The sequence below is a fragment of the Bradyrhizobium archetypum genome (genome assembly GCF_013114835.1).
GTDB classification, from domain to species: domain Bacteria; phylum Pseudomonadota; class Alphaproteobacteria; order Rhizobiales; family Xanthobacteraceae; genus Bradyrhizobium; species Bradyrhizobium archetypum.
The window spans coordinates 603,356-627,337 of sequence record NZ_JAAVLW010000001.1 but is presented as its reverse complement, the minus strand read 5'-3'; the positions used below and the strand labels follow the sequence as shown (position 1 = coordinate 627,337).

General features: G+C 62.4%; 20 protein-coding genes. 15 read left to right on the top strand and 5 right to left on the bottom strand.

Annotation, left to right across the window (positions count from 1 at the left end; translation table 11 throughout):
• The first annotated feature begins 16 nt into the window (after positions 1-16).
• Positions 17-841, top strand: a complete 825-nt coding sequence (locus HCN50_RS02785) for a 3-hydroxybutyrate dehydrogenase (protein WP_171708074.1) — start codon at positions 17-19, stop codon at positions 839-841.
• 23 nt (positions 842-864) lie between these two features.
• Positions 865-2,028: a patatin-like phospholipase family protein gene (locus HCN50_RS02780; RefSeq protein ID WP_171708073.1), complete on the top strand. Its 1,164-nt coding sequence runs from the start codon at positions 865-867 to the stop codon at positions 2,026-2,028.
• A gap of 7 nt (positions 2,029-2,035) precedes the next feature.
• Here HCN50_RS02780 and glgA read toward each other — a convergent pair whose 3' ends face one another.
• Positions 2,036-3,463: a glycogen synthase GlgA gene (gene glgA, locus HCN50_RS02775; protein ID WP_171708072.1), complete on the bottom strand. Its 1,428-nt coding sequence runs from the start codon at positions 3,461-3,463 to the stop codon at positions 2,036-2,038.
• Between the two features lie 194 nt (positions 3,464-3,657).
• On the opposite strand from glgA, the gene HCN50_RS02770 reads away from it, so the two are divergent.
• The 8 genes from HCN50_RS02770 to HCN50_RS02735 all read left to right on the top strand — a co-directional run bounded on the left by HCN50_RS02770 (position 3,658) and on the right by HCN50_RS02735 (position 12,709).
• Complete coding sequence (locus HCN50_RS02770; protein WP_171708071.1) at positions 3,658-4,863, top strand: CaiB/BaiF CoA transferase family protein; 1,206 nt, start codon at positions 3,658-3,660, stop codon at positions 4,861-4,863.
• Positions 4,864-5,013: 150 nt separating this feature from the next.
• The gene (locus HCN50_RS02765; RefSeq protein WP_171708070.1) at positions 5,014-6,555 is read left to right on the top strand and encodes an ABC transporter substrate-binding protein; all 1,542 of its coding nucleotides are present in this window, start codon (positions 5,014-5,016) and stop codon (positions 6,553-6,555) included.
• A 6-nt stretch (positions 6,556-6,561) separates the two neighbouring features.
• A complete protein-coding gene (locus tag HCN50_RS02760) occupies positions 6,562-7,512 on the top strand; it encodes an ABC transporter permease (RefSeq protein WP_171708069.1) in 951 nt (316 codons plus the stop codon).
• Positions 7,499-8,371 (top strand): ABC transporter permease, encoded by an 873-nt coding sequence (locus HCN50_RS02755; protein WP_171708068.1) that lies wholly within the window; start codon positions 7,499-7,501, stop codon positions 8,369-8,371. The genes HCN50_RS02760 and HCN50_RS02755 overlap by 14 nt, the downstream gene beginning before the upstream one ends.
• A gap of 11 nt (positions 8,372-8,382) precedes the next feature.
• Complete coding sequence (locus HCN50_RS02750) at positions 8,383-9,363, top strand: ABC transporter ATP-binding protein (protein WP_210264744.1); 981 nt, start codon at positions 8,383-8,385, stop codon at positions 9,361-9,363.
• Positions 9,360-10,334: an ABC transporter ATP-binding protein gene (locus tag HCN50_RS02745; RefSeq protein ID WP_171708066.1), complete on the top strand. Its 975-nt coding sequence runs from the start codon at positions 9,360-9,362 to the stop codon at positions 10,332-10,334. Before HCN50_RS02750 ends, HCN50_RS02745 begins: the two co-directional genes overlap by 4 nt.
• Before the next feature lie 91 nt (positions 10,335-10,425).
• A complete protein-coding gene (locus HCN50_RS02740; RefSeq protein ID WP_171708065.1) occupies positions 10,426-11,496 on the top strand; it encodes an alcohol dehydrogenase in 1,071 nt (356 codons plus the stop codon).
• Positions 11,497-11,626: 130 nt separating this feature from the next.
• On the top strand, positions 11,627-12,709 hold the full coding sequence (locus tag HCN50_RS02735; RefSeq protein WP_171708064.1) for an isocitrate/isopropylmalate dehydrogenase family protein: 1,083 nt from the start codon (positions 11,627-11,629) through the stop codon (positions 12,707-12,709).
• A 220-nt stretch (positions 12,710-12,929) separates the two neighbouring features.
• Here HCN50_RS02735 and HCN50_RS02730 read toward each other — a convergent pair whose 3' ends face one another.
• Positions 12,930-13,748 carry an enoyl-CoA hydratase gene (locus tag HCN50_RS02730; protein ID WP_171708063.1) on the bottom strand — a complete coding sequence of 273 codons (819 nt, stop codon included), beginning with the start codon at positions 13,746-13,748 and terminating at the stop codon, positions 12,930-12,932.
• 388 nt (positions 13,749-14,136) lie between these two features.
• Positions 14,137-14,508, bottom strand: coding sequence for a helix-turn-helix domain-containing protein (locus HCN50_RS02725; RefSeq protein ID WP_376700250.1), 372 nt, complete (start codon positions 14,506-14,508; stop codon positions 14,137-14,139).
• Between the two features lie 845 nt (positions 14,509-15,353).
• Between HCN50_RS02725 and HCN50_RS02720 the strand changes: the two genes are divergently transcribed.
• From HCN50_RS02720 to HCN50_RS02710, 3 genes are all read left to right on the top strand, one after another.
• Positions 15,354-16,352, top strand: a complete 999-nt coding sequence (locus tag HCN50_RS02720; protein ID WP_171708062.1) for a TRAP transporter substrate-binding protein — start codon at positions 15,354-15,356, stop codon at positions 16,350-16,352.
• 82 nt (positions 16,353-16,434) lie between these two features.
• A complete protein-coding gene (locus HCN50_RS02715) occupies positions 16,435-16,950 on the top strand; it encodes a TRAP transporter small permease (RefSeq protein ID WP_171708061.1) in 516 nt (171 codons plus the stop codon).
• The gene (locus HCN50_RS02710) at positions 16,947-18,266 is read left to right on the top strand and encodes a TRAP transporter large permease (RefSeq protein WP_171708060.1); all 1,320 of its coding nucleotides are present in this window, start codon (positions 16,947-16,949) and stop codon (positions 18,264-18,266) included. The genes HCN50_RS02715 and HCN50_RS02710 overlap by 4 nt, the downstream gene beginning before the upstream one ends.
• 16 nt (positions 18,267-18,282) lie before the next feature.
• Here HCN50_RS02710 and HCN50_RS02705 read toward each other — a convergent pair whose 3' ends face one another.
• Both HCN50_RS02705 and HCN50_RS02700 read right to left on the bottom strand, forming a co-directional pair.
• Complete coding sequence (locus tag HCN50_RS02705; protein ID WP_171708059.1) at positions 18,283-19,791, bottom strand: sensor histidine kinase; 1,509 nt, start codon at positions 19,789-19,791, stop codon at positions 18,283-18,285.
• A 199-nt stretch (positions 19,792-19,990) separates the two neighbouring features.
• Positions 19,991-21,265, bottom strand: a complete 1,275-nt coding sequence (locus tag HCN50_RS02700; RefSeq protein WP_171708058.1) for a serine hydrolase domain-containing protein — start codon at positions 21,263-21,265, stop codon at positions 19,991-19,993.
• A gap of 133 nt (positions 21,266-21,398) precedes the next feature.
• On the opposite strand from HCN50_RS02700, the gene HCN50_RS02695 reads away from it, so the two are divergent.
• The gene (locus HCN50_RS02695) at positions 21,399-22,313 is read left to right on the top strand and encodes an intradiol ring-cleavage dioxygenase (RefSeq protein ID WP_171708057.1); all 915 of its coding nucleotides are present in this window, start codon (positions 21,399-21,401) and stop codon (positions 22,311-22,313) included.
• A 327-nt stretch (positions 22,314-22,640) separates the two neighbouring features.
• Positions 22,641-23,957, top strand: a complete 1,317-nt coding sequence (locus HCN50_RS02690) for a CmpA/NrtA family ABC transporter substrate-binding protein (protein ID WP_171708056.1) — start codon at positions 22,641-22,643, stop codon at positions 23,955-23,957.
• Positions 23,958-23,982: the final 25 nt, after the last annotated feature.

Below are 23,982 nucleotides of genomic sequence, written 5' to 3'. Positions count from 1 at the left end.
CACGAAAGGACGGGCCATGAATATTCAGTTCAAAACGCAAGGTGTGGCGGCTGCGCGCCCGTTGGCCGGCAGGGTGTCGCTGGTGACGGGCTCGACTAGTGGTATCGGGCTCGGGATTGCCCGGGCGTTGGCGGAGGCCGGCTCGGCAGTGGTGCTGAACGGCTTGGGCATTGCGGCCGAGATCGCCCGAACCCGCGGCCAGATCGAAGCCGATTTCGGTGTCGAGGTCAGCTATTCCGCGGCGGATATGACGAGCCGGGAAGCGATCGCCGAGATGATCGCGGGCACGGTTGCCAGTCACGGCCGGCTCGATATTCTGGTGAACAATGCCGGCATTCAGCACGTCGCGCCGCTCGACCAGTTTCCGGTCGAGAAATGGGACGCGATTCTGTCGATCAACCTGTCGTCCGCGTTCCACACCACGCGGTTGGCTTTGCCCGCGATGCGCCAGAACAAGTTCGGCCGCATCATCAACATTGCCTCCGCGCACGGCCTGATCGCCTCGCCGTTCAAGTCGGCCTATGTCGCGGCGAAGCACGGCATCGTCGGCCTTACCAAGGTCGCAGCGCTGGAGACGGCGGAAGACGGCATCACCTGCAACGCGATCTGCCCCGGTTACGTCTACACGCCACTGATCGAGGCGCAGATCGACGGGCAGGCCAAGGCGCATGGCATCTCGCGCGAGCAGGTTATCCGTGACGTGCTGCTCGCCCAGCAGCCGAACAAGCGCTTCGCCACCGTCGAAGAATTGGGGGCGCTGACGGTGTTTCTCGCCAGCGACGCGGCGGCGTCGATTACCGGCATCGCGCTGCCCGTCGATGGCGGCTGGACTGCCCATTGAGAAGAAAACCAAGGGAGCGTGACATGCACGACGTTCAGGAATTCTGTTCATCGCCCAATATGCGCGCGCGGGCCAATTCCGAACCGGGCCAGGTCGTCCTTGTGCTGCAGGGCGGCGGCGCGCTCGGCTCCTATCAGGCCGGCGTCTATCAGGCGCTCAACGAGGCCGGGATCGAGCCGGACTGGATCATCGGCACCTCGATCGGTGCGATCAACGCCAGCCTGATTGCCGGCAACGCGCCGCAGAACCGGTTGCCGCGTCTTCGTGAGTTTTGGAAGAGAATGGAACAGAATCCGGTCTGGAATTTCCGCGACATCTTTCCGGGCTTCAACGAAAAGCTCTCTTACTGGTCGACTGTGACCCACGGCATTCCCGGCTTCTTCCGGCCCAACCCGCTTGCGCATGCCGCCGACTCCTATCCGCTTGGTCCCGACCATGCCGGCTATTATTCCACGGCGCCGCTGGAGCGGACGCTGACGGAGCTCGTCGATTTCAATCTGGTCAATCGATGCAAGCCGCGCCTGACGGTCGGCGCCGCGCATGTCCGCAGCAGCCGGATGCGCTATTTCGACAGCCGGGACTGCGAGCTTGGCGTCAAGCACGTCATGGCCTCGGGCGCGCTACCGCCGGCCTTCCCTGCGATCCGCATTGACGGTGAGCTCTATTGGGACGGCGGCATATTATCGAATACGCCGACAGAAGCCGTGTTCGATGACAATCCGCGCAAGAACTCGCTGATCTTTGCCGTGCATTTGTGGAATCCGTCCGGCGCCGAGCCGACCACGATGGCGGAGGTGCTCAACCGCCACAAGGACGTGCAGTATTCAAGCCGGATCGCCAGCCACATCGCCCGCCAGCAGCAGGCGCATCGGCTGCGCCATGTCATCAACCAGCTCGCAGCGCGCTTGCCGGAGGCCGAGCGCAACAGCGAGACGGTGAGGGAGCTCGCTGGTTATGGCTGTCCGACCCGGATGCATATCGTGCGCCTGCTTGCCCCCCAGCTCAGCCGCGAGGACCACACCAAGGATATCGATTTCAGCCCGTCCGGCATCATGCAGCGCTGGGATGCCGGTTACCGCCATACCAGATCGGTGCTCGCAAAGAAGCCCTGGATGGGCGAATTCGATCCGCTCGCGGGCGTCATCCTGCACGAGCAAATCGAGGTCATGGCGGAAGCGGCCGAGTAGCCGAACGTTAGGCGATGATGGAGGGGGCGATCGTCTTGCGATATAGCGCGCTATAGCAGGCGGCCGACAGATCCCAGCTAAAGGTCCGTGCCATCGCGCTGCGCCGCATCGCGTCGAGCCGGTCCTTGGCGCGGAAGGCGTCGAAAGCGCGCCTGACGCCGCCGAGGAACGACTCCGCCGACGGGTGCGAAAACAGGAAGCCGGTTTCGCCGTCCTTGATGGTCTCCGCCAGCCCGCCGGTCTGGTGGCCGATCGGCAGCGATCCGAACCGCTGCGCGTACATCTGGCTGAGCCCGCACGGCTCGAACCGCGACGGCATCAGCGTGAAATCGCTGCCGGCAAAAATTCGCCGGGCCTGGGCGTCGTTGAAGCCGATGACGACGCCGATCGCGTCCGGCCTTCGACGGTGTGCTTCGACCAGCGCGTGTTCGATCTCAGGCTCGCCGCTGCCGGTCACCACAATCTGTCCACCCGCCTCGATGATTTGATCGGCGGCGGACAAGACCAGATCGACGCCTTTCTGGTGCACCAGGCGGGCGACCAGTCCAAACAGGGGCCCACGCGACAGCGCGAGGCCGAATTGCTTGCGCACGTAGTTGGCGTTCGCCTGCTTGCCCTCCCAGTCGCCGGCGCCGAAAGGTTGCGCCAGTTGCGTGCAGGCGCGCGGATCCCAGCTTTCGTCGATGCCGTTCAATATGCCGGTCAGTTGTTCGGCATCCGAGCGGCGTCGCAGCAGGCCTTCGAGCCCGCAGCCCAGTTCGTGTGTCGTGATCTCCTTCGCATAGGTCGCGCTCACAGTGGTCAGATGCGAGGCGTAGACGATGCCGCCTTTGAGGAAAGAGAGCTTGTCGTAAAATTCAAGCCCGTCGATGTGGAAGGAGCTCTCGGGGGCGCCGATCCGGCGCAGCGCGTCCCGCGGGAATAGCCCCTGATAGGCGAGATTATGGATGGTCAGGATCGAAGGGAGCTTCGCGCCTTTCCAGGCCAGATAGGCCGGCACCAGCGCGGCCTGCCAGTCATTGGCGTGAACGAGGTCCGCTGCCCAATTCTTGTCCAGCGTGCCCATCGCCAGCTCGGCAGCGGCGGAGGCGAAGCGCCCGAAACGGATATCATTATCCGGCCAGTCGCGGCCGGACTCATCGCCGTAAGGGTTACCCGGCCGCTCGTAGAGATGCGGGCAGAGCAGCACGTAGACCGGCAGCCCGTCCCTGGTCGATGCGCGGCCCAGCGAGCACGCCGGCATCTCCGCCAGCGCGGCGCATTGTCCAACGATTTCAATGTGGGTGAACTGTTCGACGACGTCGCGGTAGCCCGGCAGCAGGATCCGCACATCACTCCAGGGACGAAGCGCCCGAGGCAGCGCCGCGGAGACGGCGGCGAGACCGCCCACCCGGACGAAATCATCCATTTCCGTGGTGACGAACAAGACCTTCAAAGAAAAGCCCTCGACCAGCCGTGATGAGGGATGATGCAAGAACGGGTCCAATTGCCAGACGACTATTCGGACAGTAATGCAGACCCTCACAGTGGTTTGCCCGAGCGAAAGTCTTTCCTGCCGCGGAAGCGCCCTTTAGGGTCGCGTCGCGCGCCAACAACAAGTGCCGTCAGGCCCAGAGGAGCTACGAGAGAATGACAATAATCGGTAACGATCAGAGGAATTTGACAGGAAGCTTCGCAGGCCTGCGCGTCCTCGATTTCTCAACAACGATTGCCGGGCCTCACTGCACACGCATGTTAGCCGACATGGGGGCTGAAGTCATCAAGATCGAAACCGAGGAAGGGGAAACCATGCGTACCCGTCCTCCGGTGCGCAATAACTGCTCGACCGCCTTCGGCCAGCTCAATGTCGGCAAGAACAGCCTCGTTCTCGATCTGAAATCGTCCAAGGGCACCGAAGTCGTCCGCCGGCTGGTCGCGACCGCGGATGTGCTAGTCGAGAATTTCCGGCCGGGCGTGATGCGGCGATTGAAGCTCGACTACGTCTCGCTGTACGCGCTCAATCCGAAGCTGGTCTACTGCTCGATCTCGGGATACGGCCAGACCGGACCGTCGGCGGAACTGCCCGCCTATGCGCCGGTCATTCACGCCGCTTCCGGCTATGAGATGGCGCATCTCGCCTATCAGCCGGGACGCAGCCGGCCTGACTATTGCGGCATCTACCACGCCGATGTGCTGACCGGCGTCTACGCATTCGGCGCGGTTTCGGCGGCGCTGTATCAGCGCACGGCAACCGGGCAGGGTCAGCATATCGACGTCTCGATGCTGGAATCGATGCTAAGCCTGACGCTGAACGAGCTGCAGTGGTCGCAATTCGAGGTGAAGCCGACGCAGCGGCCGATGTTCGGTCCGATCGAGACGACGGACGGCTACGTGATGATGGCGATTGCCAGCGAGAAAACTTTTCAGAGCCTGATGCAGGTGATCGGTCATCCCGAGTGGGTGAGCGATCCGCGCTTTGCGAAATATTCCGATCGGCGGGAAAACTGGGTGAGCCTGATGGAAGGCGTGGAGGCGTGGTCGCGTACCGTGACAACGGCGCAATGTCTCGCCGCGCTGAATGCGGAGGGCGTGCCGTCATCAGCCTACCGCACCGTCGCCGAAGCGTTGCGCGATCCGCAGATCGCCCATCGCGGCGCGTTGGCCGAGGTCGAAGACGGCGGCGGCACCTTCAAGGTGCTCAATCTGCCGTTCCGCATGTCGGGCGCGAAAGTGTCGGCGGCAAAACGGATGTCGACGCTCGGCGAGCATACGCGCGCCTATCTGAAGGAGACCGGTCTGTCGGAGGATGAGATCGCGTCCTTTGCCGGTCAGGAACAAGTTACTGCGCGCGGCTGACGGCGCGATCCGCGTAGCGAAACATCAACCTGCGGCTTTTCACCCGCCGCGTGTGAACGGCCTTGCCCGCGACTGCGTTTCCGGACAATCTCGCGGGCAGCCATCGACGATCCGGAACACCGGACGAACGACACATCGGAGGGAACATCAATGGCAGCGGCGATCCGTTCGAGCGCGCTCGCGCGAATATTTCTTGTGGCGGGATTTGGCGCGGCGTTGTCGGCAATGCCCGCCAGCGCGCAGAAGGCGGGCGGCAGCATTACCTTCGGCCTTGAACTCGATATTCCCGGCTTCGATCCGCTGAAGGTCGGCGTGTTTGATACTTCGGCCGGAAGTGCAGCAGCGGCAATTTTCGATACGCTGACGTCTCTGGACGACAAGGGCGCTGTGCAACCGAAACTTGCGCTGTCCTGGACTCCTTCCGAGGACTTCAAGACCTGGACCTTCAAGCTACGACCCGGTGTTAAATTCCACGACGGCACGCCTTTCAACGCCCAAGCGGTCAAGGAAAATTTCGATCGGCAGAAAGACCCTGCCAACAAATGCCGCTGCGCCTTTTACATCGCCTATGTCAACAACGTGCAGGCGCCCGACGAGCTGACGGTGGTCTACAACCTGAATGATCCACAGGTAAACATGCCGGCGCTTGTGAGCTTTGCAAGCGCCAACAATTCAGTGCAATCGCCAACCGCGTGGAAGACCAAGGGCGATGACTACAACCGCAATCCCGTTGGCACCGGTCCCTATATCCTGAAGTCATGGAGTGCGGGCGACCGCATGGTGCTTGAGAAAAATCCCGACTATTGGAACAAGGGCCGGCCCTATCTCGACCGTATCACATTGAAGCCGCTGCCGGACGCGCAGTCGCGCTTCGCCAGCCTGCAATCGGGTGAGGCCGACATCATTTGGGACGATGAATACGACGCCGACAATATCATAAAGGCGCAGAAGGACCCGAAATTGGCCGTGCACACCTATGTTGGGTCCGGCGCGCAGGTCTATGCCTTCAACACCAAGGTCGCACCGTTCGACGACGTGCGTGTTCGCCAGGCGCTGGTGATGGCGCTCGACCGCAAGAAGATGTCTCAAGCGATCACCAATGGTCTTGCAAGACCTGCCAGCAACCCTTACGGCGACGGCTCCTGGGTCAAATGCAAGGACGATGGTGCGCTTCCCGAGGACCTGGAAAAGGCCAAGGCGCTGATCAAGGAATATGGTAAGCCCGTCGAATTCAAGATGCTCGTCACGGCAACGCCGCGTGGACGCACCGTTGGCCAGGTGTTGCAACAGTTCTGGAAGCGGGCTGGTGCCACCATGGAGATAGAGCAGGTCGATCAGGCCACCATTCCGCCGCGTGCCTTCATGCGCCAGTTTCAACTGACGCCCTGGCGAATCATCGATCTCGCCGATCCTGACATTCAGATGTATGCCAATTTCCGTACCGGCAGCCCGGTTGCGCTCGCCAATTATTCCAATCCCGAACTCGACAAGCTGCTCGAGCGCGCGCGCGTCACCGCCGACCAGAACAAGCGCATCGAGGACTATTGCGCAATCAGCCGTATCATCAACAAGGAAGCGATCTGGTTCTGGACATTCCAGAACACGTATTACGCGCTGTCGAGCGCCAAGCTAAAGGGCTTGCCCAAGATGTACAGCGGGGTGGTGGACGTCTCCGGGATCTGGCTGGAATAATCTTCCATGCTGCTGTTTGTCGCGCGTAGGCTGTTGTACCTGATACCGGTCCTGATCGCAGTATCGCTGTTGACCTTCTTCATCGCGTCGCTGCTGCCCGGCGATCTCGCCTACGTGATCCTTGGCGATCAGGCGACGCCGGAGAACGTTGCTGCCTTGCGTCGCGACATGGGGCTCGATCAACCGATCTGGATCCGTTACTTCGGTTGGCTCGGTAACATCCTGCAGGGCGATTTCGGCCGGTCATTCCGCACCGGGCAAACCGTGTTGCAGGCGGTGACCGAGCGTCTTCCGGTATCGTTCGAGCTGATGATCCTGGCCGAGGTCATGGGTCTCGTCATCGGCGTGCCCCTTGCCATCGTCTGCGCCGCCCGCAGTGGTGGCGCTTTCGACCGCTTCATGACCGGCAGCGCGTTTGCCATGCTTTCGGTGCCGGCCTTCCTGTCGGCGATCCTTTTGATCTATCTGTTCGCGGTGGAGCTGCGCTGGTTGCCGGCGACAGGTTACGTCCCGTTGGCGGAAGATCCCGTCGCGAATTTACGCTTCATGGTGCTGCCTGCACTGACGCTGGCGCTCGCCGAATGGCCGGGGATCATGCGCGTATTGCGCTCCGATATGATCGCGACCCTGCAGGAAGACTATATCGCGCTGGCAAAAGCCAAGGGGTTAAAGGCGTCGCGCATCCTGTTCGTGCACGCTCTCAAGCCCTCGTCGCTCACGCTGATCACGATCACCGGCATCAATATCGGTCGGTTGATCGGCGGCGCGGTCATTGTGGAGACGATCTTCGCGTTGCCGGGGATCGGCCGGCTCTTGGTTGGCGCCATCTACACCCGTGACCTCATCATCCTGCAGGGCGTCGTGCTGCTGGTCGCCGCCGGCTTCGTCATCATGAACTTCATCGTCGACCTGCTCTACGCCGTCCTCGATCCCAGGATCCGTCATGGCCACGCTTGAACTCACGCTCGACGAGGATGCCACGGCGCAACCTGCCAAGCGCGGACGGCGGTTGGGGCTGCTGTTCTGGATGGCGGTGGGCTGGATGATTTTCATGTTCGCGGTCGCGATCCTTGCGCCCGTGCTGCCGCTGCCGAGCCCGACCGACATGGACATGCTGGAGCGGCGCGCGCCGATCTCCGCGGAGCATTGGTTGGGGACCGACGGCCTTGGCCGCGACGAGCTATCACGGTTGATCTACGGGGCGCGGATATCGCTGGTGGTCGGGATATGCGCGTCGGTGATTGGGCTCATCATCGGCGGCGCACTTGGCATGCTCGCGGGCTATTTCCGTGGCCGGTTCGAAACGATGGTGGTCGGCAGCATGGATGTGCTGCTGGCGTTTCCGCCTTTGATCCTGGCGCTGGCCGTGACCGCCTTTCTCGGGCAATCGATCTTCTATCTTACTTGCATTCTCGGTGTGCTCAGCGTTCCCGCCTTTATGCGCGTGGCGCGGGCGGCGACGCTCACGCTGGCGCGGCGTGAATTCGTGATCGCGGCCCAGGCGTTGGGGGCGACGCATGCGCGCATCCTGCTGCGCGAACTCTTGCCCAATGTCATGTTGCCGCTGTTGGCGTTCTTCCTGCTCGGCATTGCAGTTCTCATCGTGGTCGAAGGCGCCTTGTCTTTCCTGGGGCTCGGCGTGCCGCCGCCGATCTCGAGCTGGGGCAGCATGATCGGGGAGGGGCGTGAGAGCCTCGAAATCGCGCCGCGGCTCGCTTTCTTTCCGGCGATTGCGATGTTCCTGACCGTATTGTCCTTCAATCTCATCGGCGACGCGCTGCGCGCGCTGACCGATCCACGTCAGGGCGCGCTGTGAGCGGGAACACCTTGCTTTCCGTCGAAGACGTCACCGTCGACCTGCCGACCCCGCGCGGCAATCTGCGCGCGGTGGATCGGGTGAACCTTACGGTAGGGGCGGGGCAAACGCTCGGCATCGTCGGCGAATCCGGTTGCGGCAAGACAATGCTGTCGCGCGCGATCCTGCAATTGCTGCCGAAGAAGGCAAAGCTCTCCGGCCGCGTAATGTTCGACGGGCAGGATCTGTTCCAGCTTCCGGCGGAGAGGCTGCGCCGGCTTCGCGGCCGCTCGCTGGCAGTGGTATTTCAGGATCCGATGACCTCGCTCAATCCCGTGCTCACGATTGGCACCCAGTTGATCGAGACGCTGCAGGAGCATCTCGAACTGGATGATGCCACTGCTTCCAGACGCAGCGTCGAACTGCTCACGGCGGTTGGCATCCCCGCGCCCGAGCAGCGGCTGGGGCAGTATCCGCACCAGCTTTCCGGCGGCATGCGGCAGCGGGTTGCGATTGCGATCGCGCTGTCGTGCGAACCGAAACTCCTGATTGCCGACGAGCCGACCACCGCGCTCGACGTCACGATCCAGGCGCAGATCCTCGATCTACTGGCGCGCGAGCAGCGCCGCCGGCACATGGCGATGATCATCATCACCCATGATCTCGGCGTCGTCGCCGGCCGCACCGATGACGTCGCCGTGATGTATGCCGGCCGCGTGGTCGAGCGCGCGCCGACGCCCGCCTTGTTCAAGAAAATGCGGATGCCTTATACCGAAGCGCTGCTGGCGGCGCTGCCCAAGCTCGATGCCGCGCCCCACACGCCGTTGCCCGCGATATCGGGGCGCCCGCCCGATCCGACCCGGCCGTTGCAGGGGTGCTCGTTCTCGCCGCGCTGCCGCTATGCGGCGGCCCGCTGCAAAAACGAGAAGCCGGCATTGACGGAAGCCGAGTCCCGCGAGCATCAATACGCCTGCTTCTATCCGATCGAAGTCCATGCCGAGGCCGGCGCATGATGCAGCAAGCCGTGCCACCTAGCGAACCGCTGCTCGCCGTCGATGATCTGGTCGTGGAATATCCGGTCGGTCAGAGGACGGTTCATGCCGTGTCCGGCGTCTCCTTGCAGATCGCCCGCGGCGAGACGCTGGGGCTGGTCGGCGAATCCGGCTGCGGAAAATCGACGCTGGGGCGCGCGGTGCTGCAGTTGCGCCGGCCGACCTCGGGGCGGGTGCTGTTCGACGGCCACGATCTCACGGCGATGCAGGGCGATGCCTTGCGGATGATGCGCCGCCGCGTGCAACTGATCTTCCAGGATCCGATCGCCTCTCTCAACCCGCGCCGCAAGATCGGCGACATCGTCGCCGAGCCGCTGGTGATCGCCGGCATCAAGGACGCGGAGAAGCGCAGGGAACTTGTTTACGAGGTGCTCAGCGCCGTCGGCCTCGATCCGGCGCTGGTGGTCGGGCGGCTGCCGCACGAATTTTCCGGCGGGCAGTGCCAGCGCATCTGCATCGCGCGGGCGCTCATTCTCAATCCGGAGTTCATCGTCTGCGACGAGCCGGTCTCCGCGCTCGACGTTTCGATCCGCGCCCAGATCCTCAATCTGTTGGAGGAGATGAAGGGGCGGTTCGGATTGACGCTGCTGTTCATCGCGCACGATCTCGCCGTGGTGAAGGCGGTCAGCGACCGCGTCGCGGTGATGTATCTCGGCCGGCTCTGCGAGGTCGGTCCCTCCGAGCAGTTGTTCGCAAGACCGGCGCATCCCTATACCGCGCTGCTGATCGAGGCGATCCCGGTGCCCGATCCGGATATCCGCCCCGCCGTATCAGTACCGGTCGGGGAACCGCCGTCGCCGATCGCGCCGCCGTCGGGCTGCCGGTTTCGCACCCGCTGCCCGCGCGCGGATGCGCAATGCAGTAAGGAGGTGCCGGAGCTTCGCGCCGTCGCGCCCGGCCAGTTCGCGGCGTGCCATCATCCGCTGATCTGAACAGCCAGCCGCGTTTGTCTCGATCGGGCAGACGTGGCAATGTCTGTCCTCAAGAAATGCGTGCAAGAACAAGAATGACGGGAGAGAAGCGATGAAGAGTTATCAGGTCGCCGAGTTCAATGCCCCCCTGAAAGAGGTCGAGCAGGAGACGCCGCAGCCGACAGGTACGCAGGTGCTGATCAAGGTGAAAGCCGCCGGCGTCTGCCACAGCGACCTTCACATCTGGGAAGGCGGCTATGATCTCGGCCATGGCCGCAAGCCATTGTCGCTAAAAGACCGCGGCGTGTCGCTGCCGCGCACAATGGGCCACGAGACGGTCGGCGAGATCGTGGCGTTCGGGCCGGACGTGACGGCGGCCGACAAGGGCGATCTCAAGGTCGGCGACGTCGCGTTGGTCTATCCCTGGCTCGGCTGCGGCAAGTGCCCGACCTGCGTCGGCGGCGATGAGAACATGTGCGCCATCAAGCCCAACTCGCTCGGCGTCTATTGCGACGGCGGCTATGCCGACCACATGACCGTACCGAACCCAAAGTACCTCCTGAACCTGAAGGGCCTCGATCCGGTTACGGCGGCGCCCTACGCCTGTTCCGGCGTCACCACCTACAGCGCGCTGAAGAAGGTCGAATTCGCCTTCAACTCGCCGATCGTCATTTTCGGCGCCGGCGGGCTCGGGCTGATGGCGCTGTCGCTGTTGAAGGCGATGGGCGGCAAGGGCGCTATCGTCGTCGACATCGATGCGCGCAAGCGCGAGGCGGCGGAAGCCGCGGGCGCGCTCGCGACCGTCGATGGCAAGGCGCCGGATGCGCTGGAGCAACTCGCGAAGAAGGCCGGCGAACCCATTCGCGCCGTGATCGACCTCGTCGGCAACGCGCAGACGACGCAGCTTGGCTTCGATTGCCTCACCAAGGGCGGCAAGCTCGTTATCGTCGGCCTGTTCGGCGGCGGCGCGACCTTTGCGTTACCGCTGATCCCGATCAAGGCGATCACGATCCAGGGCAGCTATGTCGGCAACTTGCGCGAGACCAAGGAATTGCTCGAACTCGTGCGCAACAAGATGATCGCGCCAATCCCGGTGACGAGGATGCCGCTTGCGAAAGCCAACGAAGCGCTGGCTGATTTGCAGAAAGGCAAACTGGTTGGCCGTGCGGTGCTGACGCCGTAGCTTGTTGCCGTCGTCATTGCGAGGAGCGAAGCGACGAAGCAATCCATCTGTCCGTTATGCCGTGAAATGGATTGCTTCGCTTCGCTCGCAATGACGGCTACTTTCTTTCTTAGTCTCTCAAGGAATCCCCATGTCCGCAAATAACGCCCTCCACATCGCCGTGCTCGGCGGCGATGGCATTGGCCCTGAAGTGATGGCCCCGGCGCTGGAAGTGCTGCGTAGGGTCGAGGCGAAGTCGGACCTGAAATTCCGCTTCACCGAGGCGCCGGCGGGCGCCAACAACTATCTCGCGACCGGCAAGTCGATGCCCGACAGCACCGTGCGGCTATGCGAGGAGGCGGATGCCATCCTGCTCGGCGCCTGCGGCCTGCCGTCGGTGCGCTACCCCGACAATACCGAGATCGCGCCGCAGATCGAGCTGCGCTTCCATTTCGATCTCTATGCTGGGGTGCGCCCGGCACGGCTGATCCCGGGCGTGCCGAGCCCAATCGTCGGCGCGGATGCGCGCGGCATCGACCTCGTCTTGATCCGGGAATCGACCGAAGGGCTGTTCGCTTCGATGGGCAAGGGCGTGGTGACGGACACTGAAGCACGCGAAACACTCGTCATTACCCGGAGGACCTCGGAACGGCTGTTCGAGTATTCGTTCAAGCTCGCCGAACGTCGCAAGGCGCGCGGCAGAGCGAATGGCGGCCTGACCTGCGTCGACAAGGCCAACGTGTTCAGGGCTTTCGCGTTCTTTCGCGAGATGTTCAATGAAGCCGCCAGGCGCCATCCGGACGTCAAGGCGGACCGGGTCTATGTCGATGCCTGCTCGCTGATGCTGGTGAAGCGCCCCTGGGATTTCGACGTGATGGTGACGGAGAACATGTTCGGCGACATTCTCTCCGACCTCGCCGCCGGCCTGATCGGCGGGCTCGGCATGGCGCCGTCAGCTGACATCGGCGACCGCTACGCCGTGTTCCAGCCGTGCCACGGCACCGCGCCCGACATCATGGGGCAGGGCAAGGCCAACCCCACCGCGATGATCCTGTCAGCGGCGATGATGCTGGACTGGCTGGCTGAGAAGCACGGCCTCGAAAGCGCCGCTGAGGCCGGCGAACGCATCGAGCGCGCGGTCGACAAAGCCTATGCGGACGGAATCAAGCCGATGGAGTTCGGCGGCAGCAGCGGCACGGCGGATGTGACGAAGGCGGTGCTGGCGGGGTTGTAGGGGGCATGACCAAGGAGCGAATATTGATCGTCGCCTTGTGTGTCAGTACGCCACCGTCGTCATACCCCGCCAACGGGTCGCGCGGAACCTCGCGCCCGATGACAGGCTCCGGCGGGGTATCCAGTACACCGCGGCTTCTCGGTTCGACCATTGGTGTCTCTGGAATACTGAATCATCCGCCTTCGCCTTCGGATGATGACTGCGGAGAGAGCCCCAAGGGCTACTTCCCCTTGAAGTGCGGCTTGCGTTTTTCCATGAAAGCCGTTCGGCCCTCTCGAAAATCCTCGCTGTCCATGCAGGCGCGGCCGATCGCCTTGATCGCCTCCATGTCGCGATTGCTTTCATCCTTCAGCACTTCGGCGATGGTGATCTTGGCGGCCCTGATCGCAAGCGGCGCGTTGCCGGAGATGGTGCGCGCGATCTCCATGGTGGCGTCCCACAACTCCGCATCCGGCAGCACGCGATCGACCAGTCCGATCCGCAAGGCTTCCGCCGCCTCAATCCGCATGCCCGTGTACATGATGAGCCGCGCCCAGGACGGTCCGACCAGCGAAACCAAGTGGCGCAGGCCGTCATAGCCGTAGGCGATGCCGAGCCTGGCGGCAGGAATGCCGAACCGGCTGTTATCGGAGGCGATCCGGATATCCGAGAGCATCGCGACCTGCATGCCGCCGCCGAGGCAGAAGCCGCGGATGCAGGCAATCGTCGGCTTCGGATAATTTGCCAGCAGCGCGCGCTGCGCCTCGCTGCGCTTTGAATACTCCTCCGACGCCGCCGCGTTGTGGCGGGTCTTTTCAAACTGGCTGATATCGGCGCCCGAGACGAAGGCCTTGTTACCGGCGCCGACCAGGATCACGACACGAACGTCGGGATCGTCGCGCAGGCTGGCCAGCGCATGCCCGAGCCCCTCCCACATTTCGAGCGACATCGCGTTGCGTTTGTCGGGATTGTTGAAGGTGATGATGCCGACGCCATCGCTGACGCTTTGCAGGATCTTGCCATCGGCATGGGAAACGGCTGATTTGGAAATATCGAGCATTGCTTGCGGCTTTCAATCGGGAGGCTTGTCCATTGTCGGACAAGCTTCGCGCCGAGGTCAATCGTCGCATCTTCCGTTGCACGGAAGCGTCAGGCGGGCGCGGGGAGGGGCGTACCATCGTTGCGCACGGCCGGATCTCACGCGCGTGATGGCGTGGCGTTATTGACGTGACGATGCCGAAGACTTTCCGGAAACTGAAGCCGCGACTATTCGCCGGAACGTGCCGCGCAGGCTTCTTGCAGCGGCCGGATTCCGCCATTTCCCATGGCGACGAACCGATCTTGTCACGGCCAGATCAAGATCAGGCCTAGCGCAGCAACAGGCTACCCGGCGATTTCTCGCGTCGAATGATCGGGTCCGCGGTGCTGCGATCCAGGCGCGATATTGCCTAGCCCTCGTTGGCGGCGATCGATTCCATCAAGGACACCAACTGACGCTGCACGGTCTGATCCTTGATCTTGCTGTAGGCGCGCAACAGCCGCAGGCTGAAGGCACTGTCGAGGAAGAGCAGGCTCTCGACTTCGCGCGCTTTGCTGTCGCCGTCGTAGAAGAACGTGACCGGCACATCGAGCGCGGTAGCGATCTGCTGAAGACGAGCAGCGCCGACGCGGTTGACGCCCTTCTCGTACTTCTGCACCTGTTGGAAGCTGACGCCGAGTTTGTCGCCAAGCTCCGCTTGAGAGATTTTCTGCTCTACACGCCGCAGGCGAATCCGCTTGCCCAACTCGATATCGGGTTTGCCGGCGCTGCGCTGCTTCATCTTTTTCGCTGCTGATCTGCTGTTCATTCTGGTTTTACCGTCCTTCAATCGGGAAACCCTGGCAAAAGTAGGTCAGGGTTTCATCCATATTTTGCCATGCCTAAGTCAGTCCGGATCCGTGAGTTGTATAGCAGCACGGGAATCCTAGAGATTGCAGGATGGTAGCCAAACGCCTGCACGCATTGGAAGCATCCTGATACCGGCGGCGTCAACTACCTAAAGCTGTCGTCGCCCGGGGCGTAGTGGCAAAAACCCCGTCCCCTACATTTGACAAAATATTCGACAAACCACAACCACCGCGAGTTCAAAGGCCACAGATTTTGGCCCGCATGCTTACTATGTCGCGCTCAACCACCGGGTTTATACGGGGTTTCGCCCCTCTATGATGCAATCGCGCGCAGCGCTGCCGGCACTCACCGCGCGAAATTCCGTCATGCTGATGCCTGATGAAATGCAGCAAAGTTCAGTCCGGCTTGCTGGATCAGGCGTTCCGGGAAATTGCGGCAACTTGCGCCTTCCCGGGCTATCGGAATCTTGCAAATCGATTTGCGCAGCGAACGGGAACGTGTTGTGCACCTTCGACGGGAGCGGGCCGCGCATCCGACATCGCGCAACTTTTGCGGGGCGTCGGTTCTATGCTGCGAGCGACTTCCGAGCCTCCGGGCCGGCCTGCCACGCATGATCGCCCGGCCGTCTGCGGCTTATTCCCAAGATACTATTTAAGACACCGCTTAAATTGGCTTCCACAGCCGCACCGTTTTGCATACGCTTTGCGTCGCGGCCGTGTCGTCGGCCAGGCCCAAAGTCCCGCTTACAAGGGACGGGCATTACAGGGGAGGAGCGCCATGAAGCGAAGAGCTGTACTTGCTGGCCTTGGTGCGACGGCGGCTGCCGGCGCATTGGGCTTTCCATCGATTCTGCGGGCGCAGGCGCCTGTCACGCTCAACGGGGCCGTGCAGTTCAACGACGATCACGCGTTCAACAGGGCGCTGCTCCGCTTCGAAGAGTTGGTGAAGAAGTACTACGGCAAGCCGATTAATTTCACGCTGCACCGCAACTCATCGCTCGGCCTCGAAAAGCAGTATTTCGAGTACATGTCGCAGGGCAAGGCGGTCGACTACGGCATCGTTTCGCCGGCGCATATGTCGACTTTCGCCAAGGCCGCACCCTTTATCGACGCGCCCTTTGTGTTCAAGGGCATCGAGCACATGAACAAGGTGGTCGAAGCGAATATTCTGGCGCCGATCGCCGACGAGGTTGCGGCCAAGGCCGAGGTGGTTCTGATTGGTTATGCCGGCGGCGGCGTCCGCAACATTTTTGCCAACAAGCCGCTCAAGAACCTCGCCGATCTCAAGGGCCTCAAGGTGCGCGTGCAGGGCGCGCCGATCTGGTCGAAGACATTTGCGGCGGTGGGCATGAGTCCGACAGTGATCGCCTACAACGAAATCTACAACGCCATCCAGAACGGCGTGATCGCTGCCGGTGAGAACGAGGCGGCCGGTGTCGAAGCGATGAAGTTCTACGAAGTCGCGCCCCATCTAAGCCTGACGCAGCACGCGGTGTCGATCCGGCCGATCTGCTTCTCGGTGAAGACGTTGAAGACCTTGCCAAAGGACCTGCAGGACGCGATCATGAAGGCCGGCAAGGAAGCCGGCGACTACGGCCGCCAACTGGAATCGAGCGAGGAGGTCGTCAAGCTCGACACGATGGAGAAGGCCGGCAAACTCAAGCGCGTCCCCTTCGAGGAGCGCGACGCCATGAAGAAGCTGGCCGACCCCGTGATGGCTGCCTACGCCAAGGAAATCGGGGCCGAAGCCATCTACGAGAAGATCAACGTCGCTTAAGAACAGTCGCGCCGAGCGACTGGAAGTCGGGGCAGGCCCTGCGGCTTGCCTTATTCCGTGACCGTTATCTCCCGGAGCCATGATGACTGAAATACCGATGCCGCCGAACCCGTCGCTGTGGCGACGCGTAACGGCGGCCTATGCCAAATTGCTGGAAATCCTGCTCGCGGCCTGCGTCGGCATTCTGGTCGTTCCGGTTACATTGCAAATCATCTCGCGCTACACGCCGTTCATTCCGTCCTACATCTGGACCGAGGAGATGGCGCGCTTCCTGTTCGTCTGGACCATCATGATCGGCGCCATGGTCGGAATCAGGGAGGCACAGCATTTCGAGGTCGACGTCTGGCCTACGCTGTCGCGTCGGAGCGAAGCTTTGGTGCGAATTCTCGCGCGGCTCGGCGTGCTGGCAATGGCACTGGTGTTCGTGTGGGCTGGCTTGGAATTCACACGGTTCGCCTGGAACAGGACCTCCGAACTGGCCGATCTGCCGCTCTGGCTGATTCATGTCGCATGGCCGGTAGCCGGCGCGACGTGGATGGTGTTTGCGGGCGAACAGATACTCGACGAAGCGCGAATTCTGCTTGGGGCAAAGCAATGAGCGGTAACGTACTTTCTGCCGGGGAGGCCGCGCTGGTCCTGTTCGGCGTCTTCATTGGCCTGCTCATCGTGCGCGTGCCGGTCGCTTTTGCGCTCGGCCTTGCCTGTGTACCGATCCTCCTGATCGAGCCGCGGCTGTCGATCATGACGCTCGCGCAGGAGACCTTCAACGCCTACAACTCCTTCATCCTCCTCGCCGTGCCGTTCTTCCTGTTGACCGCCAACCTGATGGGCATCGGTGGCATTACCGATCGCCTGGTGGCGCTGTCGCGCTCGATGGTCGGGCACTGGCCAGGGTCGCTGGCGCAGATCAACGTCGTGCTCAGCGTGTTCTTTGCCGGCATTTCCGGCTCTTCCACCGCCGACGCGGCAAGCCAGTCCAAGATCTTCATCGATGCCCAGACGAAGGAGGGCTACGACCTCTCGTTTTCGATTGCTATCACGGCAGTCTCGGCGGTGCTGGCCGTCATCATCCCGCCCTCGATCCTGATGATCGTATGGGGTGGGCTGATCTCGACCTCGATTGCAGCGATGTATCTGGCCGGCATCGTTCCCGGGCTCCTGATCGCAGGCGCGCAGATGGCAACCGTGCATGTCTACGCGGTGCGCCGCGGCTATCCGACTTACCCGAAATCGAGTTGGGCCGATATCGGTTATGCCATCTTTCGATCGATACCGGCCTTGACGACGCCGTTCATTATCGTCGGCGGCATCCTGCTCGGGTGGTTTACCGCCACCGAATCCGCCTGCGTCGCAGTGCTCTACTCTGTGGCGCTCTCCGCGTTCTTCTATCGTGAAACCGGCGTTCGCGAACTCTATAAGGCGCTGCTCGACACCGGGCGGCTGGCCGGTGTCGCGCTGTTCTGCGTCGGCACCGCAAGCGCGTTCGGCTGGCTGCTCGCCTACTACAGGATCCCGCAGGAGCTGCTGGCGAATGTTTCGACCTGGGGCATGGGCACGGTCACGGCGGGCTTCTTCATCGCCTTCTGCTTTCTCGTCGTCGGCTGTTTTCTCGACGCCATTCCGGCGATCGTGATCGTCGGCACCGTGCTGGAGCCGCTGGCAAAGTCGGTCGACCTGCACCCCGTGCAGTTTGCGATCATCTCGATCGTGTCGCTGGCGTTCGGCCTGGTGACACCGCCCTATGGGCTATGCCTGATGATCGCCTGCTCGATCGCGGGTGTGCGGCTACGCTACGCGTTGAAAGACACGGTGATCATGCTGATACCGATGCTGCTGGTGCTCGCCGCCGTCATCATATGGCCCAGCGTTTCGCTGTTCCTGCCGCGCCTGATCGTGCCGGAGATGCTCAGATAGCGACCTTCCCGTCGATCTATTCCTCCCTGTCGAGGGCGCAGCTTACCGTATAGACGACGCCGCGCGGCAGGAAGTCGACGGTTGCTTCGCCGCCAAGCTGGTCACGCGCGCTGCGCTCGATCAGCCGCGAGCCGAAACCACGCTGCACCGGCGCCGTGACCGGCGGGCCGCCGGCCTCGCTCCAGATCAACCGCAACTTGCGACCGTCGCTTTCCTGCAGGATTTCCCAATCCACCGCGATGGTGCCGATGTCGTTGGATAGCGCGCCGTATTTGGCGGCATTGGTTGCGATCTCATGCACGATCATCGACAGCACGACGGCGAGCCGCGGCGACAGCGGAACCTGCGGCCCGAACATCCGCACCCGCTCCTGATTGTTGAGCAGATAAGGCTGCAGCACCCGCGCGACGACTTCCCGCAACTCGGCGCCCTGCCATTTTTCCTGGCTCAGCAAATTGTGCGCCTCCGCCAGCGCGCCGAGCCTTCCCTCGAATTTCTCGCGCTCGGTGCGGCTCGCGCTGCGGAAGGTCTGGGTGGCGATCGACTGCAGGACCGCGAGCGTGTTCTTGACGCGATGGTTGAGCTCCTCGATCAGGAGATTGTGCAGCATCTCGCCGCGGGCAATCTGGGTTGCCATTCGCACCGCAAAGGCGAGGCCGACCATCAGCAGCACGGCGCCCATCACGCTGGTGATCGCGAGGTTGCGCCAAAGCGGCGCGACGAGGGAGCTTTCGGCGATGCCGGCTGCAACCGTCCATCCGGTGAGCGAGGAGCGGGCAAAGCTCGTAATCAGCGGCACGCCTTCGAGCGATACCGTCGGCAAGGTGGCCTCGCTTGTCTGGAACATTTCGGCATAGAGCGAGGGTGACGCGCGTTTGCCGATGGTCTCGTGCGGATTAGGCACGCGCGCGAAATTGGTGCCTTCGCCGTCGAAGATCGAGATCGTCCAGTCCTTGCTCGGGCGCTGCTGCTCGACCATCGCCTGGAAAATCTCGATCGGCGGACTGAAGGAAATATCATAGAGAACCTCGCCGTCGACGATGACGGGCACTTCGACCGTTACGATCAGGCGTTTCTTGACGGCACCGAAGAACAGGTTCGAATAGACCGGCTTCTTTTCCGCGAATACCCTGTCCACGATGGCGAGATTGTTGCGCGGTGGCAGGCTTGCGGTGTCCGACGTGAGCGATGAGAACACCTGGCGCCCGTCGCGGTCCGCGACCAGCACGACGCCGCCTTCGCCGTACTGATCGAGGAAACCTTGGGCAATACGGCGGAATCCATTGAAATCGCCGTCGCGCAACGCGTTGGTCAGGGAGAGCACCTGCAGTGCACCCGTCATGCGCTGTATCTCAGCATCGAGCACGAGGCGGATGCTGCGAACCGTTTCAAGCACGCGTTGCGTCGCGTTCTGACGGTCCTGCTTGTAATGGGTAAGAACGATGCCGGCCGCGAAAAGGATCAGCGGCAGCGTAGTTCCCGCAACCAGAAGGACGAGACGCACTGGCAGTGAAAGTTTCGGCAACACAAGCCCCGGATCGGCCCAATCGAGGCGAGCATAGGAGAAGCCGCCGAATTTCGCCAAGGATATTAGGAAGATGTAGGACCGTTCTCCGAAAGCGGCCGGGTTCCGGCGTGCGTGCCTTCGTGCTGCGGAACCTCTCAACCTCCCGTAAGTCCGTCCCGGCGATGCTTTTTGCATCGCCTCGGAATCACGCCTGGTCTTAGAGATTGCTGTCGGTGATGGCGGCGTACACCATGGTGCGCAGCTCGCGCCGCAGCGGATAGGCGCTCGACGGCAACACCTGCGTCATGAAGATGGTGATCAGCTCTTCGGCGGGATCGATGAAGAATGACGTCGTCGCCGCGCCGCCCCAGTTGAATTCGCCGGGACTGCCGGCGATCAGCGTCTGTGCCGGATTCATGGTGACGGCAAAGCCGAGACCGAAGCCGATGCCGTTATAGGCGGCTTCCGAAAACAGCGAGCGCGACATCGCCGGCAGGTCCACGCCGCCCGGCAGGTGGTTTGACGTCATCAGCTTCAAGGTCTTCGGGCCCAGCAGGCGGACGCCGCCGAGCTCGCCGCCGTTGAGCAGCGCCCGGCAGAATGTGAGATAATCGGCCGCGGTCGAGCACAGGCCGCCGCCGCCGGAGATGAAGGAGGGCGGCTCCAGGAACGAACTCGTCGCCGGGTCGTCCTGCAGCGTCAGCGTGCCCTTGCGCTCGGTGGCATGGAACGTCATGCCGCCCTGCGGATCTGCCGAATAACACGCGGCGAAACGATGCGCCTTGCCCTTGGGCACGAAGAAATCGGTGTCGTTCATGCCGAGCGGATCGAGGATGCGTTCCTTGAGAAATTGCTCGAACGGCTTGCCGCTGATCAGGCCGATGAGATAGCCGATCACGTCGGTGGCGACGGAATAGTTCCAGGCCTCGCCCGGCGAAAATTCCAGCGGGATTTTCGCGAGGTCGTCAATCATCCCGTGCAGCGTGCCGGCCTTGACCACTTCGCCGATCTTGTTCTCGCGATAGGCGGCATCGACATTGCTGCGCTGCTGGAAGCCGTATGTCAGGCCTGCCGTGTGCCGCAACAGGTCCACGATCAGCATCGGCCGCGACGGCGCGCGGGTCAGGAACGCCGGGTGCGTGCCGGCCACGAAGACGCCGAGATTCTTCCATGCCGGGATGTATTTGTGCACGGGCTCGTCGAGCGCGACACGGCCTTCCTCCACCAGCATCATGAAGGCGACGGAGGTGAGCGGCTTGGTCATCGAATAGATGCGGAAGATGGTGTCATCCTTGACCGGCACCTTGCGCTCGGCGTCGGCAAAGCCCTGCGCGGTCGAATGCACGATCTTGCCGCGGCGGTAGATCAGGAGCTGCGTCCCGGGAAAGCGGCCGGCATCAATGTAGCGTTGCTTCAGGTGATTTTCGAGGCGATCGAGCGCCGCCTTAGACATTCCGGCTTGCTCGGGCGAGGCGGGGGTAGGAGCTAACATCGGCGCTGATCTCCGGCTGACGATGGGGCTTTGATAGCCGAAAAGTGTATCCCGTTCCAACCGGCCTGCTTATCCGAAATGCGGCGGTGGTGTAGGGTCGCGCCAACCTTGGTCTATCCCGCAGGACAGCAAAATGCGCCAATTCAGTGAAACCGAACTGACCGCCGCCGTGATCCGCAGCTTCGACGACACGCCTGATCCGCGCGCCAAATTCCTGCTGCAGGAACTGGTGAAATCGCTGCACGACTATGTCCGCAGGACCGATCTCACCTTCGAGGAGTGGGAATATGCGATCGACTTCCTGACCCGGACCGGCCAGAAGTGCACCCCGATCCGGCAGGAGTTCATTCTGCTCTCCGACGTGCTCGGCGTGTCGATGCTGGTTGACGCCGTGAACCACAGGGAGCGCGAGGGTGCCACCGAGACGACGGTGCTCGGCCCGTTCTATGTCGGCGAGCACAAGGTGGCGCCGCATGGCACGGATATCTCCGCCGAGCTGGCTGGCGAGCGAATGTTCGTGCAAAGCCGCGTCACCGACCTCAAGGGCAAGCCGCTGGCGAACGTGCCGGTAGACGTCTGGCACGCCGATGGTGACGGCTTCTATGACTCGCAAAAGCCCACTTATGCCGCGCAGGGGCCGTCGTCGCGGGCGCGCTTCATCACAGATGCCGATGGCAGGTTCTTCTTCCGCACCATCCTGCCGTGCAGTTATCCGATTCCGACCGATGGTCCCGTCGGCGAGATGATCCTGCAGACGCGCCGCCATCCGATGCGGCCGGCGCATGTGCATTTCCTGGTCGATGCGCCCGGCTACCAGCCGCTGATCACGCATGTCTTCATGGATGGCGACAAATATCTCGATTCCGACGTGGTATTCGGGGTCAAGGATGAGCTGGTGGCGAAGATTGAACGACGCACCGATTCAACGATGCCGGACGGTAAGCCGGCCGCCGGCCCCTGGCACCTGATGACCTACGAATTCCGGATGAAGCCGGGAGATGGAAACGCGCCAAAACCGATGATGGCGAAGACTGCCGAGAACGCCTGAGGCCGCGCGCTTACGGCTTGCCCAATCCTTGTGCGCCGCACAAGGATTGGGCGAATCGCAAGTTTGGCATGCTGTGACTGGTTCCTGACCGCTGCCTATTTTTAAGACGATAGATTTATATCTCATTGATATTGCTCGCCATTATGCGCCACGACGGGCTTGGCACGATGCTTGAATAGCTAGTGCTGACGCCATTGATGCCGTCCCTTGAGACCACTCATCCGAATTGTGACGCCGCACTCCGGGGCCTCCCTGGAACGCGCCTTCCTGCGCCTCGCGCGGTGACCCAGTCGGACGGCCCATTTCCAACGAAGGATAGAGATACCAATGACGAAGCCCACCCATCCGACCTCACGTGGTTTCAGCCGCCGCCAGATCCTGAAGGCGACGGGCGGCACGGCGGCCTTGCTGGCCGCGGCCAAGCTGAATTTCCCGGCCGGCGCATTTGCGCAAGGCGCGGGGCCGGAAGTGACCAAGGCAACGCTCGGGTTCATTGCGCTGAGCGACGCGGGTCCGCTCTTTGTCGCCAAGGACAAGGGATTTTTCGCCAAGCACGGCATGCCCGACGTCGAAGTCGCCAAGCAGGCGTCATGGGGCACCACCCGCGACAACCTCGTGCTCGGCAGTGAAGGCAACGGCATCGACGGCGCGCATATCCTGACGCCGATGCCGTACCTGATCTCGGCCGGCAAGGTGACGCAGAACAATCAGCCGACGCCGATGTACATCCTGGCGCGGCTCAATCTCGACAGTCAGTGCATTTCGGTCGCGAAGGAATATGCCGATCTGAAGCTCGGCGTTGACGCGTCGCCCTTCAAGGCGGCCCTGGAAAAGAAGAAGGCGTCGGGCAAGGCGGTAAAGGCCGCGATGACCTTTCCCGGCGGCACCCATGATCTCTGGATCCGCTATTGGCTCGCCGCCGGCGGTATCGATCCCGACAAGGACATCGAGACCATCGTCGTGCCGCCGCCGCAGATGGTCGCCAACATGAAGGTCGGCACCATGGACTGCTTCTGCGTCGGTGAGCCCTGGAATTTGCAGCTCATCAACCAGGGCATCGGCTACACCGCGGTCAACACCGGCGAACTCTGGAACAAGCATCCCGAGAAATCGCTCGGCATGCGTGCTGCCTGGGTCGACAAATATCCGAAAGCGGCCAACGCGATCCTGATGGCGGTGATGGAGGCGCAGCAATGGGCCGACAAGGCCGAGAACAAGAAAGAGCTGGCCGCCATCATGGGCAAGCGGCAGTGGATGAACTGCCCGGTCGACGACGTCTATGACCGTTCGGCGGGCAAGTTCGACTACGGCATTCCCGGCAAGGTCGTCGAGAACTCGCCGCACATCATGAAGTACTGGCGCGATCACGCCTCCTATCCGTTCCAGAGCCACGATCTCTGGTTCATCACCGAGGACATCCGCTGGGGCAAATATGAAGCCGGGTTCGACGGCAAGGCGCTGATCGCCAAGGTCAACCGCGAGGACATGTGGCGCGAGGCGGCCAAGACGCTCGGCGTCGCCGCATCCGACATTCCGGCCTCGACCTCGCGCGGCAAGGAGACCTTCTTCGATGGCAAGGTGTTCGATCCGGAAAACCCGGCTGCGTATCTGAAATCCCTTTCAATTAAGCGTGTTGATGTCTGATCAAACTCGGGCCGGCCGTCGAGGA